This window comes from Paenibacillus sp. P4_E11, assembly GCF_056401635.1.
In genome coordinates this window covers 181,506-198,189 of record NZ_JBFUIX010000001.1, presented here as the reverse complement: position 1 = coordinate 198,189, position 16,684 = coordinate 181,506, and the positions used below count along the sequence as shown (strand labels likewise).

The following is a 16,684-nucleotide window of genomic DNA, read 5'->3' as shown; positions in this document are numbered from 1 at the left end:
GATTATCCCTCCCGAACATCGATCTAAGTTAAGCCAACGTACTCATTTGTGCGGCTCTGACTTCGCCTTCAAGCGCTTCTCCAGCAAGGATTCGCTTCACTTCGTCAATGGCGAATTGTCCGAGGCGCATCACGCCGTTGTTGACAGCCCCGGCAATATGCGGGGTCAGAATGCAATTGGGCAAGCTACGAAAAGGATGATCCGCTGCCGGAGGCTCCGGGTCGGTTACATCGAGGCAGGCGAACAACCGGCCTTTGCTCAGTTCCTCGACCAGCGCTTGTTCATCCACAATCGATCCCCGTGCTGTATTGATTAGAATCGCATCATCTTTCATCAGAGCTAGCCGTTCCCGGTTCATCAACTTGTATGTTGCCGGCAGTGACGGTGCATGGATGGAGACCACGTCGCTAGTTCGGAGCAGAACGTCCAGCTCTACTTGGGTCGCCCCTATGCTGGTGGCTTGCTCAGGTGTCATGATCGGATCATAGATGAGAATATCCAAGTGGAAGCTACGCAGCAGCTTGATGTAATGACTGCCGGCTTTCCCTGCTCCTATGACACCGACAGTCAACTGGTACAATTCCCGCACCTTATCCTTGCCTGAGGTCCAACCTCCGGCCTTGGTCGCTTGGGATAGCGCCCACATGTTCTTCAGCGAAGCGATCGTCAAACCTAGTGCTGTCTCGGCGACGCCAATGCCCAACTGCCCGTTCCCGCTGGAGACACGAATACCGCGTTCCCACAATTCCGGAGTCACTACCCCTTTCACCGTTCCGGCTGCGTGGATCACGGCCTTCAGATGGGGCGCTTGATCCAGAATGTCTTGCGTCATCAGGGGACATCCCCACGATGTGATAGCGAAGTCGGCTCCCTCCAGGACCGCCTTCAGTGTCTCTGGTTGTGGAATGCCATCCTGAACGTTACGAATGACGGTCCCAAGGGCTTCCAATTGTCTCCAATGGATGTCGCTGAATATTCTATTTTGTATTTTGGGTTCTGGCAGTACAGCTATTTTTACTCCCATGTTTTCTCTCCCTCTCTCCTCTATATACGTCTTGCTATTTGTTCTTCTGCTGCACAATCTCGGCCTTCAGCTTCTCATCCAACTGACGTAAGGCTGTATTCATATCCACCTTGCTTGAGACGACATCGATAAAAGATTGGCTGAGCAGGCTTTGCTGCGTCGTTCCCGCCACATCCGGCAGCCCGACCTTTCGCTTAGGGGTGTAAGGAACAGGCTGATAATAATTGATGGCGTTCATGTTCTTCGTACTGTAGATCTGGTGCGCCTTGCCCAAGGCATTCTTGATGTCCTGCTTGTTGAGAGTCGTCGGGATGCCTCGCTTGGAGTCTTCCATCTGCACCTCATCCGAGAGCATCGCCATGATCATGTCGAAGGCGTCTTCCTTATGCTTGCTTGACTTCGAGATGGACCAGTAGGCCGGCCCGCGCTGCGGCATCAACTTAGGGGCCCCGTCCAAGATGGGATAAGAGACCAAATCCCAATTCACGGCTGGCGGGATCGTCAAGTACACGCTGTGCTGATTGGCCATCATGGCGATCGTACCTTTGTTGAATGCGGCGTTCTCCAGGGAGACTGTCTTCTCAATCGTATTGTTCGGAATTTCATAGAAACGTTTGAAGTTGGTGAACAGCGCTTTCCATTTCTCGGTATCGGCCAACTGGTCGGCATTCGGATCCAGGATCGGCAGGGAGTAAGGGTTGTCACGCAGCATGTTGACCGGATTGGAGCTGAAGCCGCGATACACAGTGCCGCCGTCGACTCTCGTCAACTTCTGGGCGAGCTCGTATACTTGATCCCACGTCATCCCGTCCTTCGGGTAAGGAACGCCGAATTTATCGAATAAGTCCTTGTTGTAGTAAAGCGCTTGTGGAAAATAAGGCGGGACCGGCAATCCATAAATGGCGCCCGTCCGTCCGGCATCGACCATTTCGTCGAGGAACACTGGGTTAAATCGCTTCAAATCGTACTTGTTCTTGTTAATGAGCTCCTTCAAATCGAAGCCCAAGTCCAGGTCCAGGTAGCCGCTGAGGAGGGTGGGGACATCGGTGCGGATCAGATCGGGTGTGTTGCCGGAGGCGACTAGTTCGGTGATCGTCGATCCTTTGGCATTCTGTATGTATTCAACGGTGATGTGAGGGAACTTCGTCTTCAACACTTCCTTGAACCGTTCGTCGAACTCAGCCGGGGTAACGCCGCCCCCGAAAATTCGCATCGTATAGGGTTCTTTCGATTTGACCTCAGCTTTCGGCTCGGAATCCGGCTTATTCGCTTGACCGCTGCATGCTGAAACCAGAACAGAAACCAGTACGGTCAAAGTCAGAAGTCCTCTTTTCTTGTTCATCGTAATCACCCTCCGCTACCTTAGTTTAGTGCTCGCTTGTGATCGGACTAGCAGCAACCCTTCTTGTGACGGGAATCATATTGTGCTGTGTAAAAAACGTGTTCCTCCTCTCTGTGTTCGCCTCCATTGTGGTTCCTTTCTGGTTCTCAATGTTTCTGATTTCATTTTAGAAAGCGCTTTATATTTTGTCAACTGGTTTCTTGTGTGGACAGACCAAAAGATATTTGGAGTTGGCTGAATGCCTTGATAAATAAGAGGTTGTAAGCTGATATTGAGGGAAACATGAAGAGAGAAGTATGAGGGAGGTGAAGGCAAATGTGGTTCTCGTTTATTAATATAAGGAACCAGATATCAGAAAAAACACCCCAACCCACTGAACAAAGTAGGTTGGGGTGTTTCGCTAATGCACAGTTCCACTTAATAGTTGCGGATCGGAGTGTCCTGAAGTGTGGAACGCTTCTCCAGGTAACGATAGAATGCCGTCGCTGCTGTAGCACGGGTTACTTCTGCCGCTGGCAGGAAGCTGCCGTTCGACGTACTCAGAATACCGAGGCTGAGCACGATGGCCACATGGCCCTTGTGTTGTACGGATTCTGCATCGCTCACATTCAAGTTGAACAGCCCCGGCGTGGAAGCCAGCTTGCTGTAGCCAAGCGCTCTTACGAGCAACTCCGCCATCTCATCGCGTGTCATGCTGCTTTCCGGGTTGAATGTGGTCGAATTACGTTCGATTAGGTTGGCATCCACCGCAGACTCCACATACGCGAAGTACTGCGAGCCGTTCGCCACGTCGGCGAACGAGGCTTTGCGATCAGCCGAGTAGCTGGCTGTGTAATAGCCGCCGTTCATAGCGGTGACGAGCATCTTGATCATCTCGCCGCGTTTGATCGCTTGATCGGGATTCACTTTCCCGTCTTTGACATCAATCGCTTTGTAATCCATCATCAATTGCAGTTCTCTCTGCGCCCAGTGGGACTCCAGATCGGTCGCGACGACTTTGTCAGGATTGGTTATGGCCCCTGTATCACGGCTTCTCCACTCGCCGGTTAAGGCATCGAGGAATACATACTCCGACGGGTTGTTAGGTACGGCCACATAGACGACCTTTGCAGGCTCATTTTTTGCGCTGGTCCCTGATGAAGGTGGAACTGGCATCATTTTGCCATAGGGGTCGTAACCAGGCAGTCCGTTCGGAAGGGCGTATTGTTTCTTCAGCGTATATTGGGACAAGATGATCTCTTCCGCACGTTCTGCATCGATTTGTTTGCCCAAGTCATTCGGAATTGCAATGTTGGACAGGTTGTTCCAGAAGTTCTCTACTTCGCCGGTGAAGACGTTCACCCCGACGCTCAAGGATTCGAAATCCGTGGGAATCCCGTTCACCAGATGCTTGAACATGACGCCGTAAGTTCGCATGCGCTTCAGTTCTTCAACCGGAATCGGCTGCAACGATTGGGTATCGAATGCTAGCTCGCTTGTATATTGCGGAATCACTTTTTTGATGAATGCGGCTGCGGCTTCTTTGGCTTTCTCTGGCGTGTCAATGGCTACCGTGCTGGAAGCAGAGTCTGCCGCTTTATCGTAATAATACGGCTGATCGCGATAGTAATTCATTATCTCGCCCGTCTTGCTGTTCACCGTAGCCCGGACGTAAGTAGATTCCTTGTCTTTCTCGGCTGGTACTTTCCAAGTTAAATTCCAGGAAGATCCGCCGCTTCCGGTCTTGGTGTCTACATTCTCGTTGTAAGAGGAGTTTTGCAGTGTTGCCCCGGCAGGGAGCGTGATGACGGCTGTTACTTTTGCCACAGCTTGATCCTTGTTCAGGTTCTGATTGTCCTGCGGTTTACTTGCGAGCGGTTTGTCTGTTAACGGTGTGGAGTTAGGCTGAGCGGGAGCGGGTTTGCCAGCTTGATCCAACATCTTACCGGTCTTCGCATCCAGCATACCGAATGGCAGAGTATAACTCAACACGGGTTTGGATGTGCTCTCATTCCGGTTCGGGTGTGTAAGTAGATACAGAAGTGAAGGATTGCTCGCGTCTCGGTACTGCTTAAGCGCTTCTTCCGGTGTGATGACACCCTTGGCATCCTCGAACGTAACGTCCGAATTCATGCGATAATCGTACTCGAGGAACCGTCCTTCTCCATCGATCGTGAAGGAGATGTAGTTTTGCGGGAATGGAATACCATTTACAGAACGGTCGAAACGGATCTGATAGCGGACCCCTCCATTGAGTGGCGGCTTATACTGTTTTTCGAAATCATCGTTATAGAGTACATTCGCTTCTTCGCCCGGATTCATCTTGTGTAAAAGGGCTTGTGCGATATCCTTGGCGCTCTTCAAATCAACCTTAGGCGGGTAAGTAACCGTGCGGTCTGCATCGTACTCATAGCTGTAGTAATTCAATAGCTTGCCGCTGTCGGCATCAATCGTGGCGTTGATGTTGCCGAGGGAACGGTTCTGATCACGCTTCTCGAACTGGATGTTCCATGCGCCCTTACCGTTCTGGTACGAAATACTGTTGAAGTTAACGCCTTGCAGGGTATAGCCTTCTGGAAGCGGCACAGCGGTCTTGGCCAGCTCGATTGCTTTCTCTTTGCTAATCTTGGCTTCCACGGCTGCTGCTGTGTCTGTGGCATCATCCGACTTGCCTGCGCCTGGAGTGACAGCAGGCATGGTAGAGTTCATACTGCTAGCAGCGGAAGGGGCGTCTGCCGCCAGTGCGGATGGAACGGCGGATAACAGAAGGGTGGTGGATAGAGCGAAGATGGCCGTTTTCTTAGCGAATGGCATATAACAATCCTCCTATATTTACCTGTGTAATCTTTTCCAATGTTAAGACGCAGGCAGAGGAGGTTATGTTGCAGTTTGTTTCAAACAATTTGAACGAGAATAGTGATAAAGATTCTCATTGATGGGTACAATAAGGCATAAGAGAACGAGAAAGAGAAAAGAGCGACTGTAGGGCAGCCGCTCTTCCAGAATTCGTTAAATCTTCGGTTCGAATGTTTTGCAGTCGGTTTCTTCCGAATTATGAGCCTGTTTGCCGCGGTGGCTGACTACATAAATGGAAGAGGCGCTGCAGTTGTTGCCAGCTGCCCAGTACTTGCAGGAATTAACTTCGCATAACACGTCTTTGGCCATGACCTGATTCACCTCCTTGTTTCTAGGATGGACGAATCGGGTTTTTATTATAAGTGGCGTCTTCAATTACAGCCGCGAGAGCTAGCCCCGACCGCCGATGCGCCGCACCTGAATCGTACCTTCGACGCCGTCGGGCAAGCGCACATCCGCCTGCACATCGCCCGGCAACTGCACGTCCAGGTGCAGTTGCCCGCTAGCGTCGAGCTGCCAAGACACATCGACGCGCCCGCGCTCCGGCAAAGGCACACTGCCCCGTGCCCACGAGAGCCCACAGAGCTCTGGTTGCACGGTGACCGCGCTCCAGCCAGGGGCGGCCTCCTTCACGCCGAGCACTGAGGTGCCGAGGAAGTAGGCGGGTGCCGCCGACCAGGCGTGGCAGTGGCTGCGCGTTAGCTCCTGCTCGATGACGCTGCCGTCTGCTGCTCGTTTCGGGTACATCTCCCAGCAAGTCGTCGCACCATAGTCGATCATCTGCCCGTATTGCTCGCGCATATCGTCCAGCATTTGCCGGTATGCTCCCATCTTGGTCAACGCTTCATAATAGAAGAACGACATGAATGGACTGCCGATCGGCACGAAGTGCGTTGGAGCCTGAAGCAGGTAGCTCTCCAGCTGAGTTCGGCGGCTGCCCGACGCTATATCGCACAAGTAAGCGACGACTTGTGTCTGCATGCTCGTAATGGTGGACAAGCGGCCGTCAGCATGGATGCAGTCCAAGTAAGCCTGTTGTTCTTCAAACCAGAGGTAGTCGTTCACGGCTTGGGTGAGTGCGTCCGCTTCGGCCCGATAGGCCGCTGCTTCTCGAGCAGCGCCCGCCAGCTCAGCGAGCTCGGCTGCACTTCGCAGCGCCCGCACGAGGAACATGTTCTGGTGGGCGACGACGCCCTCCCGCGGTTGATCGATCGGCGCCCAGTCGAGCAGGTTCCATCCGTTCATGTAGAGCAAGCCGCGCTCGTCGATCAGCTCCAGGTAGCGGTCGAGTGTGTATGCTGTATGCGGCCACACCGCTTCGGCGAACGCCCGGTCCCCGGTCCGGGTATAGTATTCCCGGCAGGCAATCACCCAGAAGAACGTCCAGTTCGGGATCACGCTGTTCCAGCCGCTAGGCACCTGGTCGGCATATAGCGGGGTTTGCCCGCGGGAGCCTGGCACAAGTTCAAGCGAGCGCTTCACCATCTCCTCGCTGCCGAACAAATAATAGGCGACCAGCGCTTCATTGCGAGCGTCACCGACCCAGAACGTCTGCTCATAGGCCGGGCAATCAACGAACGTATCTTCCATGCACAACCGAGTTGTCGTCTGGCTAATCCGCCAAATGTCGTTCAGCAACGGATCGGAGCTATGGAACTGACCGATCTCGGCCACGGGGTAGTGGCTCTGCAGCAGATGGATGTTGTAAATCTTCATCGGCTTAGTTGCCCCCCGAACAGTCACCATCAAGTACCGGAATCCCCGGCGCACATAAGAAGTGAACTGCTGTCGACCTTGCCGGCATATGTAACGAAGCGAGTTGTCGAGATAGTTCATATGCTGCACCCAACCATCGCGCATATGCTCGAATCCGTAGAAGTCGACGATGACACCTGCTTCGGCTTCCAACTTGAATGTGATGTAGCCGACGGCCTGTGTGCCGAAGTCGAGAATCATCTCCGTGTCTGCCTGAGCGAACACTGGCACGATGCCAGGAATAGCGTGAGCGGCAACGACCGGCTGCAGAGCATTCGGCACAGGCAGGGGCTCGGAATGCTTCTTCCAGGCCGCCAGTGTCAGAATCGATTCCTGGCTGATGAACGCCGCGGGCATGGGGCGAATCCACGAGCACAAGGGCTCCAACTGCTCTACGCGAGTGGCGGCTCTAGCTTGACGGAATGCTTCAACGATCCGTAAAGCTTCCGGACCAAGGTCCAACAGCTGCATCGAGCTGTCTATCTCGCCGCAAGCCATAACCGTCTGGTGCTTGACCCGTGCTTCTTCACCGAACTGGTGATCGATGTACTCGTAGCACTCGAACGGTCCGATTGTCACGAACGGCGAAGGGGCGGAAGTTACCCCCGCAACCCCTGACAGAACAGGAGCCGCCAACTCGAATGGAGCGTCACAATCAATGCCCATGAATAACCCGCGGCCGTGATCTTTGCCGACCAGCTCGATCAGGATTAGATTGTCACCCGCTTGCAGGCGGGTTTCCAGATAGCGCTCCGACTTGTGGCCGGGAATGTCCTTCTTCGCCACCCTCACGCCGTTAACGATCAAAGCGCTGAAGTGAGGCGGCGTGTATGGGAAGCCGATGACGATTTGGGCCGCTTCGGCTGCGCGAATGACGGTCGCCGCGTAACCGGCGTATACATATTCGTTCGCGTCGTCCTCGCAGCCGGGCACCATCTGGCAGCGCAGGTCGAGGTTGGACGTCCACACGAGCGGCACGACCCGGTTCAACGACTCGATGCGAACCGGATACAGTGCGCCTTCCGTCAGCGGCGGAATGTCGCGCGGCTTGAGCGTCGTCCACGGTGCGCAGCCGACTTCTCCGACCACGTGGGCATCATCCCACTCCGAATCGGCAAACACCGGATCGATCCAGTGCTCGTCCCACGCCGCTGCCGCGATCCGCTCCGTGAATGCGTGCTGGCACGACATCCTAGATGCGCGCGAATCTTGCCCCAAGTGTCGTGTCGTCTTCCATGTACGGTCTGTGACGATCCGCAAGGCAACGTCCGTATCGGTCTTATCCACGCCTTCAGCTCCAACTGCCACGTTCCCTCCGTCCGCAGTCAAGTCCAATTGCACCAACAGACCACCTCTTCCACGAACGTAGTAGAAGGTGGACAAGCCGAAGTGCTGCACGAGGACAGCCAGTGTATTCGCCTGACCTGGCCGCAATAGATGGGCGATGTCGTACGTATCGTACGATTGCTCGAATGGCCAAGAGCGAACCGGCCCCCGGCCAACCTGTACACCGTTCACGTATAGTGCGTAACGGGAATCTGCGGTAATCGACACATTTCCTTTGTTCCAACCATCGAGCGGAACCTCGAACGTTTTGCGGAAACACCACCATTCATTCCGGGGGCTCGCTACATCTCCTCCCCAAATCCACTTCGCATCCCATTGAAGGTTATCCTGCTGCTTATTCATAGTAGGTATGTCTCTCCTTGTATGTGTTAGCCTTGATCCGTGTTCGGACTACCTTATTGGTCATACTTCTCCTCTGCAACGAGAAAAGCCCCTAATCTTCCTAAGTATAGAGGAGAGATTTTGGGGCCAACAAGGAGAATCTATTGTGGTATGTTGTAAAATATCAACTTGTTTGGAGCCTCTTATTAATCCAGCGCTCCGAACAACTCGCGAAGATAATCCCGCCGCCCATGCAAAATACGATGGAGGATAACGGTATGATCCCTCCGCAGACTTACCATAACTTGATCATGATCGACTAATTGCGCTCCCTCTGCAACCTGCTTTTTCCGCAATCAGCAGCTTCGATTGCAATTTGATGCGGGCTTCCATGCGACGATATGCTTCATGACTCATCACAACCAAATCCGCTTCCCCGTTACGTGTTAGAATCACCGGCTCATCGAGCTCGTGGTAGTATTATAATAACATCTGTTGCTACCTGTACAATCAGCATCGGTCTCGATATTCCTGCGGGGTGAGATACATCTCTTTCTTGAACACCTTGGTGAAATAGTGCGCCGATTCGAATCCAACCTGCAACGCGACTTCATGAATTTTCAACCGAGGGTTGGCGAGCAGCTTCTTCGCTTGGGACAGCCGGATGTCTTTGATGTAGTCGGAGAGGCGTACCCCGGCGATTTGCTTGTACAAGCGAGACAAGTACGTCGGGTGCAGGTACACGTGATCAGCCAACCTCTCAAGCGACAAGTCTTCGGCCAGATGAAGCTCAATGAATTGATTGACGGATGTTAATATTTTTTGCGTGCGGTCCATCTGCTCATCGGTTCGCTGGGTGAATAGAATTTCGGACAGTGAGGAGTAGTAAGCTTCTGCTTCGCTCCATGTGCCGAAGGAGCCTCCCCGCAGCAGCGGCCCGGTATCCATAACCGTCGATACGGCGTCAAGGAAGCCACGCTGGTTGACGTAGGACAAGAACATGGAAGTCATCGCATATTGAATTTCCACGACGAATGGATAATGAACAGGGGAGGCCTGCAGCAGTCGAGCGGTCTCGACGATTTCCTTGTACTGCTCGTAGAATTCCTCTTTCTGACCGCTCAGCAGACACGCCTCCAGCTGTTTGACCGCTCTGAGTCGGAGGGCGATATCCTGCTTCGATAAGCCATGGAGCATGGAAGAAGAGGGCTCCTGCTGCTGCGGGTTCGAGTCGGAGAGCAGCATCTCCTGTCCGTGGCCTAGCCCTTGCTGGAACAATTGCTCCAGCCGTAACACCTGGGCCGCTGTGGACGCCCAAGCGCAGGGGGTTCCGCTGATCGCAAGTGAGATGGGAAGTCGGAGCATCGTCTTGCACGTCTCCTGTATATCGGCCATCGTGCCACGCAGGAAGGCTTGTGCCTTGTCCCACTCCTCCTCCGTTAGGGCAACACTTCCTTGGCTCGACTTGAGAGCGGGTTGAATGAGCCATACCAAGTGGGAAGGCTTGATCGAGAACGACAGGGCCTTAAGGGTGCTCAGGTATTCGCTGGCGACGTTCTGGATCGCATACATCATCAGAGAACGGTCCGTCGGACGGACGTGCTCCGGCCAACGATCCACCCGGCCGATCGCGAGCAGGACGCCGTCCTCGGCGGAGAGCGGAATTTGCAGTTCATCGAAGCGATCCTGGTCGATGGACTTGTTCGACAGTTCTCCCTGCAGCAGATTGGTCAAATATTCTCGCTGAATCATCGGCCGGGCCGCTTGCAGCTGTTGTTCCGCTCGGTGCAGCATCTGCTCGGATACGAGCTCATCCTTGAGCAGCGTAATCGCCTTGCTTACTGCGGCCATAATCGGCTCATCGCCCTCCACCTTGAGGATGTAATCCAACCCTCCATCACGCATGGCAGACTGTACGTATTCGAAATCGCTATAGCCGGTCAGAAAAATCACTTTGCAGCGCGGCCACAGCTCCGTGATGTTCTTCTGCAGATCAATACCGCTCATACCCGGCATATGGATATCCGTCAAGACGATATCCATCTTCGTCGTGCTTAAAATTCGCAGTGCTTCCACAGCCGAATAAGCCCGGAAAACACCAAGCTCTTCCTGCTTCCAGTCGAGGAACTGCTCGTAGAGCCCGTTGGCGATTCTCGGCTCGTCGTCGACAATCAGTAAGTTGTACATGATGAATTCCTCCACTTTCAAATCCTATGGGTTCATTATAAACGTCCCCCATGCCGCTGTAACAGCTTTCCCGGAAGAAGTTGACGAATTACAAACGATGTCAAAATATTACCCTAGTTAGTCGTCTGCTCTATTTACTATACTTTGGGAGGGAAGAACACGAAGACGCATTCGAAACCATATGGGGGGTATACAAGTGAAAAGGAAAAAGGCAACAGCAGCATCGATGGCTGTGCTCATGGCAGCCATGACGTTCTTGGCGGCTTGCTCAAGCAAAACCGAGGAAACAACTCCAGCCACTTCAAACAAACCAACCGCACCCGCAGCAAGTCCCGGTACACCTACTAAATACGATCCGCCTGTTACAGTTACAACCGTAAGAGCGCAAGCCGATGTAACGAACTTCGCTCAGGGCGACACGATGGACAACAACATCTGGACGAAGTATTTGGCCGATACGTACGGGTTCAATCTCAAGAATACTTGGGTGACCGATTCCGCGGGCTATACGGATAAGCTTAACGTTACGATCGCTTCCGGCGACTTGCCGGACTTCTTCAAGGTCAATGCTACGCAGTTTAAGCAACTGGCCGATGCCGGCTCGCTCGCGGACTTGACGGAAGTGTATAACAAGTTCGCCTCTCCGCTGCTCAAGAGCAAACTGAACGAAGACGGCGGCATCAATATTAAAGCAGCTACGGTCGACGGCAAGATGATGGCGTTGCCTTACGTGACCGCTACGATGGACCAGGCTGGCATGATCTACCTTCGCAAGGATTGGCTCGATAATCTGGGCCTCGCTCCACCGAAAACGATGGATGATGTCGTCGCTATTTCCAAAGCGTTCAAGAACAACGACCCAGACAAGAACGGGAAGGCCGATACGGTTGGATTAGGCGTGACGAACAGCATATTCAGTGGCTTCGGCGGGTTGAACTACTTCTTGAATAGCTACCATGCCTACGGAAAGATGTGGATTGAAGACCCACGCAACAAGGGCAAGCTGGTATATGGCGCCGTTCAGCCGGAAGCGAAGAAGGCGCTCAGCAAGCTGCAGGAAATGTACAAAGCAGGTGAAATCGACAAAGAATTTTCTGTGAAAACGACGACACAGCTGACAGACGATATGGTGGCAGGCAAGATCGGTATGTTATTTGGCACGATGGCCAATCCGATTAACTACTTCAGCAAGTCCGTGGCCAAAGATCCGAAGGCGAAGTGGGAGATGTACCCGCTGGCATCGGCCGACAATGAGCCGGTCAGAAGTCAGATCAGCTCCGGAATTGGTACGTTCTGGGTAGCGAGCAAGAAGAGCAAGCACCCGGATGCTCTTGTGAAGACTATGGATGCATTCGTGCAGAAGCTGTTCGGTGAGAAATCGGAATTCAAGTATATGTACGACGGTCCGAAGCTGGAATTCCATACGTTCAAGTACATGGACGTTCAAGCTTGGGGAGCGAGAAAGAATCTGGACGCTTACCTGGCGGTCAACGCGGCTTTGAAATCCAATGACACCACCAAGCTCAATCCGGAGCAAAAAGGGTACTACGATCAAATCAAGCAGTATCAAGGCGGCGACGCTTCCCAATGGGGAACATGGAAAGTGTTCGGTCCCGAGGGTACACTCGGCCTGCTGGAGAAGATCGTCAAGGAGAACGGGATGTACCCCGACCAATATTTCAGCGTTCCTACCGATCTGATGGTACAGCGCCAGAACACATTGTCGGATCTGCTGAACGAGACGTATATGAAGATCATTCTGGGTGATTCCGTCGATACGTTCGACGCCATGGTGACGAAGTGGAACCAGCTCGGCGGCGAGGAAATGACCAAGCAAGTCAACGATTGGAACGCCAAGCAGAAGAAGTAACTACAACCCCACAAAGTGAAGGATCTACACAATAGCACGACTGGCAGCGATCCGGAGGGAACTTAACCATTCCCTCCGATCTTGTGTCTGCCCGAACGAACGAATCCATTCGGCTGCGAGGAACCTTACCTATGAAGACGATAATCGCCAAACCGACTCCCGGCTCAAGCACCCGGAAGAAGCATACTCGCTATTCCCGGTGGCCGCTGCATATGATGATGATTCCAGGGATCATCCTGGTGCTCATCTACCATTATGCACCGATGTTCGGGCTCGTGATCGCTTTTCAGAATTTCAAACCCGCATTCGGCATTTTCCGCTCCCCGTGGGTCGGGTGGGATAACTTTGAATACATGATGCACCTGCCGAACATATACCGGGTCATCTGGAACACGCTATACATTGCTACATTGAAAGTCATTGCTGGACTGACTGTCCCGATCGTGATTGCTTTGTTGCTCAATGAAATTCGGATTACGGCGATTAAGCGGAGCATTCAGACGCTTATTTATTTGCCGCATTTCCTTTCCTGGATCATTCTGGGGGGGATTCTGATCGATGTGTTGTCTCCTTCCAAGGGGATCGTGAATCACTTTCTGCAATGGTTCGGCATCGAACCGATCTTTTTCCTAGGGGATGCCAAGCACTTTCCTTATGTCCTGGTCACAACCGATTTGTGGAAAGACTTCGGCTTCTCGACCATCGTGTATCTGGCAGCGCTTACCGGCATTAATCCGAGCCTCTATGAGGCTGCGGTCGTGGATGGAGCGAATCGGTGGAGGCAGGCCTTGCACATTTCATTGCCCGGTATGGCGCCGATCATCATCTTGTTGACGACATTAAGTCTGGGACAAATTCTGAATGCCGGCTTCGATCAAGTGTTTAATTTGTATAGTCCGCCTGTATACGAGACTGGCGATATTATAGATACGTTCGTTTACCGATTGGGTCTGGGGCAAGCCCAGTATTCGCTCGCTACCGCAGTAGGCTTGTTCAAGTCAGGCGTTTCGTTCGTCCTTATCTCCGTGTCGTATTATCTAGCCTACCGCTTGGCTAATTATAGAATCTTCTGATTCACTACTAACCTTTCCGAGGGGAGATCCACTTGGTACAAGACCGCTCGTGGTATGGACGTTTCTTCGATATTATGAACCACACGTTTCTAATTGGCATTTCCTTATTGTGCATATTCCCGCTGCTGCATGTGTTGGCGATCTCGTTCAGCAACAGCTTGTCGGTGGGCGAAGTGCTGCTGTGGCCAGTTGACTTCACAACGGATGCTTACCGATTCGTGCTGGGCAAACCTGACTTTCTCCAATCGGTGTTCGTGACGGTGAAGCGGGTGCTGCTTGGCGTGCCATTCAATATGATCATGGTTATTCTGCTTGCTTACCCGCTGTCCAAGGACAGCAAAGTATTCCCGCAGCGTACTCTGTATGCGTGGTTTCTCGTGTTCACCATTCTGTTCAACGGGGGACTCATTCCGAATTATCTCTCGGTTCGCTACACCGGCTTGCTGGATTCGATCTGGGCGCTTGTGCTGCCTCATGCTGTGCCGGTATTCAATGTGCTGCTGCTGCTTAATTTCTTCCGCAACTTGCCCAAGGAATTGGAAGAAGCAGCCTTTATCGACGGAGCGGGACATTGGGCGATTTTGACTCGCGTCTACTTGCCTCTGTCGCTGCCTGCCCTTGCTACGATCACACTGTTCAGCACCGTCGGCCATTGGAACGCTTGGTTTGACGGGATGATCTACATGAATTCACCTGCGCATTTCCCATTGCAAACGTATTTGCGCACGATTGTGATTGAATTGGACTTTACGGCGCTTGGCTCGGAGGACATCCTCAATCAGATGAACAGCATCTCGGAGCGTACGACTAGAGCAGCGCAGATCTTCCTGGGCGCGCTTCCGATTCTGCTGGTGTATCCGTTCCTGCAACGCTTCTTCATGAAAGGCATCGTGCTTGGCAGTGTGAAGGAATAGCTTGTGGTAGGTCCCATCGTCTGGGGCAATGTACCTTGTCCTGCTCTAGGTCAACTAGGCAGGACATTTTCCTGTTGTGTCGAAGCTTTCTTGTACGTTCTATAGGAGGAATTGAGCATGCGATGGTGGGCCAGACTGTTAACGAGGCTAGGGAGCATATATCCGCGATTGCTGTTGTCGTTTCTGATCGTAATAACCCCAATGTACGTCCTGAGTTTGAAAATGAACGAGTACGGCGAGCGCAACGTGCGCAATGAAATCGAGGATTCCATTCACTCGCGGGTGTCCTTCTATATTCATTTATTAGATAACGAATTCTCTCGCATCATCAGCATGCAGGAGGAATATGTGAACGACCGGGATTTGCGCACGCTTAGTCTGGCCGATCCGATCATCAGCGATATTGAACGCCGGGAAGCGATCATCTCGATTCATGAACAGCTCGGACGGATGAACAATACGAGCCCTTACATCCTGAGTGCAACGGCTTATTTGCCAACCACACAGCGGACTATTAGCGGCACGACTCAGTATAGTGTGCTCCCAACAGAAGAGTACAACGCGCTGAAGACAATCCAGAACCGCTACGATAACCCATTCGTATATTGGCGTAATCGGTTGTTCATCAGCTTCCCGTACTCCAATCTGGCACTTATTAACGGGCAGGAGCCGCAATTCGTCATCGGGGTGGAGATTAACCAGGAGCAAGTGAGGCAAGTGCTCAACCGGTTCGCCATCGGCGGTAGCGGGGGTTCGATGATCATGAGTGCGGATGGGGCATGGGCGGTAACGAGTGAGAATAGAGGCGGCAATATCGCTTTGTCTGAGCTGAAGCCGATTCTGGATACGTTTCCAAAGGAGGGCACTACCTTCGTCCAAGAAGCTCAGCTGGACGGTGAGAAAATATGGGTCGTAGCGGAGCGTTCCGTCTCCCACGGCGTGATGCTGCTCTCGTATATGCCGGAATCGGAAATTATCGGCTCGCTGACCCAATATCGGATGTGGTATTGGATGCTATCCGGGTTGTCGATCTTCGTTATAGCCTTGTTCGCCTACTGGATCTTCCTGCAAATTCACCAACCGATGCGTCGCTTAATGCGGGCGTTCCAACGGGTGGAGCATGGCAATCTGGGAACGGTTCTCGCACACAAGCGAAGAGATGAATTCGGGTATCTGTACATTCAATTCAACTCGATGGTCGCGAAGATGAACGAATTGATCCATGAAGTGTACGAGCAGAAGTTCCGGGCTAATCTGTCCGAGCTCCGACAGCTTCAGTCGCAGATCAATCCTCACTTTCTGTACAACAGCTTCTTCAACCTGTATCGGATGGCCAAGAACGAAGAGAACGAGAATATTGCGATGTTCTCCCAGCACCTGGGCAACTATTTTCATTTCATCACCCGAACACAGCAAGATGAAGTTCCGCTGCAAGATGAAGTGAATTTCGCGAGGAACTATGTGGATATTCAGACCTTCCGCTTCGAGAGCCGGATTGTTGTGAAGTTCGATCCTGTCCCAGAGGCTTGCAGGGCTATTCGGGTACCCAAGCTGATCATTCAACCTCTGCTGGAGAATGCCTACCAGCATGGGCTGCGCAATACAATTGCGAATGGAAGGTTGGAGGTGCGGTTCGAGCGAGTGGGGGGCCATCTGCAGATCGTCGTCGAGGACAATGGGGAGAACATGCCGGAACTGCAGTATCAAGAGCTGCTGCGTATGTTGAGAACGAACAGCCTCGATGTGGAGACGACCGGCTTGGTCAACGTCCACCGCAGGCTGCTGTTGAGATATGGTTCGGAGAGCGGTATTACTGTGGTGAACGAACCCGGCCAGTTCCAGGTGCGGATCTCGATTCCGGTTGAGGGCGAGGCATCGGAATGAAGCTAGACGTGAGCTAGCTAACGTCTAGCAAGATCTGATCAACTGCGTGTGCGACCCCGCTTTCTTCGTTGGCCCTTGGGGAAGGTCCGGGATTCGAACCGCTCCCAAGCCTGGAACGGGCAGCCTCGACGA

11 protein-coding genes are annotated in these 16,684 nt (G+C 52.8%); 4 read left to right on the top strand and 7 right to left on the bottom strand.

What is annotated here, in order from left to right; all coding sequences use genetic code 11:
• Positions 1 to 28 precede the first annotated feature (28 nt).
• From AC1DWB_RS00740 to AC1DWB_RS00710, 7 genes are all read right to left on the bottom strand, one after another.
• Positions 29 to 1,024: a hydroxyacid dehydrogenase gene (locus AC1DWB_RS00740; RefSeq protein ID WP_477539096.1), complete on the bottom strand. Its 996-nt coding sequence runs from the start codon at positions 1,022 to 1,024 to the stop codon at positions 29 to 31.
• 34 nt (positions 1,025 to 1,058) lie between these two features.
• Complete coding sequence (locus AC1DWB_RS00735) at positions 1,059 to 2,366, bottom strand: ABC transporter substrate-binding protein (RefSeq protein ID WP_477539095.1); 1,308 nt, start codon at positions 2,364 to 2,366, stop codon at positions 1,059 to 1,061.
• A gap of 417 nt (positions 2,367 to 2,783) precedes the next feature.
• The gene (locus AC1DWB_RS00730; protein WP_477539094.1) at positions 2,784 to 5,159 is read right to left on the bottom strand and encodes an S-layer homology domain-containing protein; all 2,376 of its coding nucleotides are present in this window, start codon (positions 5,157 to 5,159) and stop codon (positions 2,784 to 2,786) included.
• Between the two features lie 195 nt (positions 5,160 to 5,354).
• On the bottom strand, positions 5,355 to 5,510 hold the full coding sequence (locus AC1DWB_RS00725) for a DUF1540 domain-containing protein (RefSeq protein WP_477539093.1): 156 nt from the start codon (positions 5,508 to 5,510) through the stop codon (positions 5,355 to 5,357).
• A gap of 81 nt (positions 5,511 to 5,591) precedes the next feature.
• On the bottom strand, positions 5,592 to 8,645 hold the full coding sequence (locus tag AC1DWB_RS00720; RefSeq protein WP_477539092.1) for a family 78 glycoside hydrolase catalytic domain: 3,054 nt from the start codon (positions 8,643 to 8,645) through the stop codon (positions 5,592 to 5,594).
• Positions 8,646 to 8,933: 288 nt separating this feature from the next.
• Positions 8,934 to 9,080, bottom strand: coding sequence for a hypothetical protein (locus AC1DWB_RS00715; protein ID WP_477539091.1), 147 nt, complete (start codon positions 9,078 to 9,080; stop codon positions 8,934 to 8,936).
• Positions 9,081 to 9,134: 54 nt separating this feature from the next.
• Complete coding sequence (locus AC1DWB_RS00710) at positions 9,135 to 10,811, bottom strand: response regulator (RefSeq protein ID WP_477539090.1); 1,677 nt, start codon at positions 10,809 to 10,811, stop codon at positions 9,135 to 9,137.
• Positions 10,812 to 11,007: 196 nt separating this feature from the next.
• Between AC1DWB_RS00710 and AC1DWB_RS00705 the strand changes: the two genes are divergently transcribed.
• The 4 genes from AC1DWB_RS00705 to AC1DWB_RS00690 all read left to right on the top strand — a co-directional run bounded on the left by AC1DWB_RS00705 (position 11,008) and on the right by AC1DWB_RS00690 (position 16,552).
• Entirely contained in the window at positions 11,008 to 12,681 is a 1,674-nt protein-coding gene (locus tag AC1DWB_RS00705; protein WP_477539089.1) for a type 2 periplasmic-binding domain-containing protein, read from the top strand.
• Positions 12,682 to 12,893: 212 nt separating this feature from the next.
• On the top strand, positions 12,894 to 13,754 hold the full coding sequence (locus AC1DWB_RS00700; RefSeq protein ID WP_477539157.1) for an ABC transporter permease: 861 nt from the start codon (positions 12,894 to 12,896) through the stop codon (positions 13,752 to 13,754).
• 32 nt (positions 13,755 to 13,786) lie between these two features.
• Entirely contained in the window at positions 13,787 to 14,668 is an 882-nt protein-coding gene (locus AC1DWB_RS00695; RefSeq protein WP_477539088.1) for a carbohydrate ABC transporter permease, read from the top strand.
• A gap of 117 nt (positions 14,669 to 14,785) precedes the next feature.
• Complete coding sequence (locus tag AC1DWB_RS00690; protein ID WP_477539087.1) at positions 14,786 to 16,552, top strand: sensor histidine kinase; 1,767 nt, start codon at positions 14,786 to 14,788, stop codon at positions 16,550 to 16,552.
• The last annotated feature ends 132 nt before the right edge of the window (positions 16,553 to 16,684 follow it).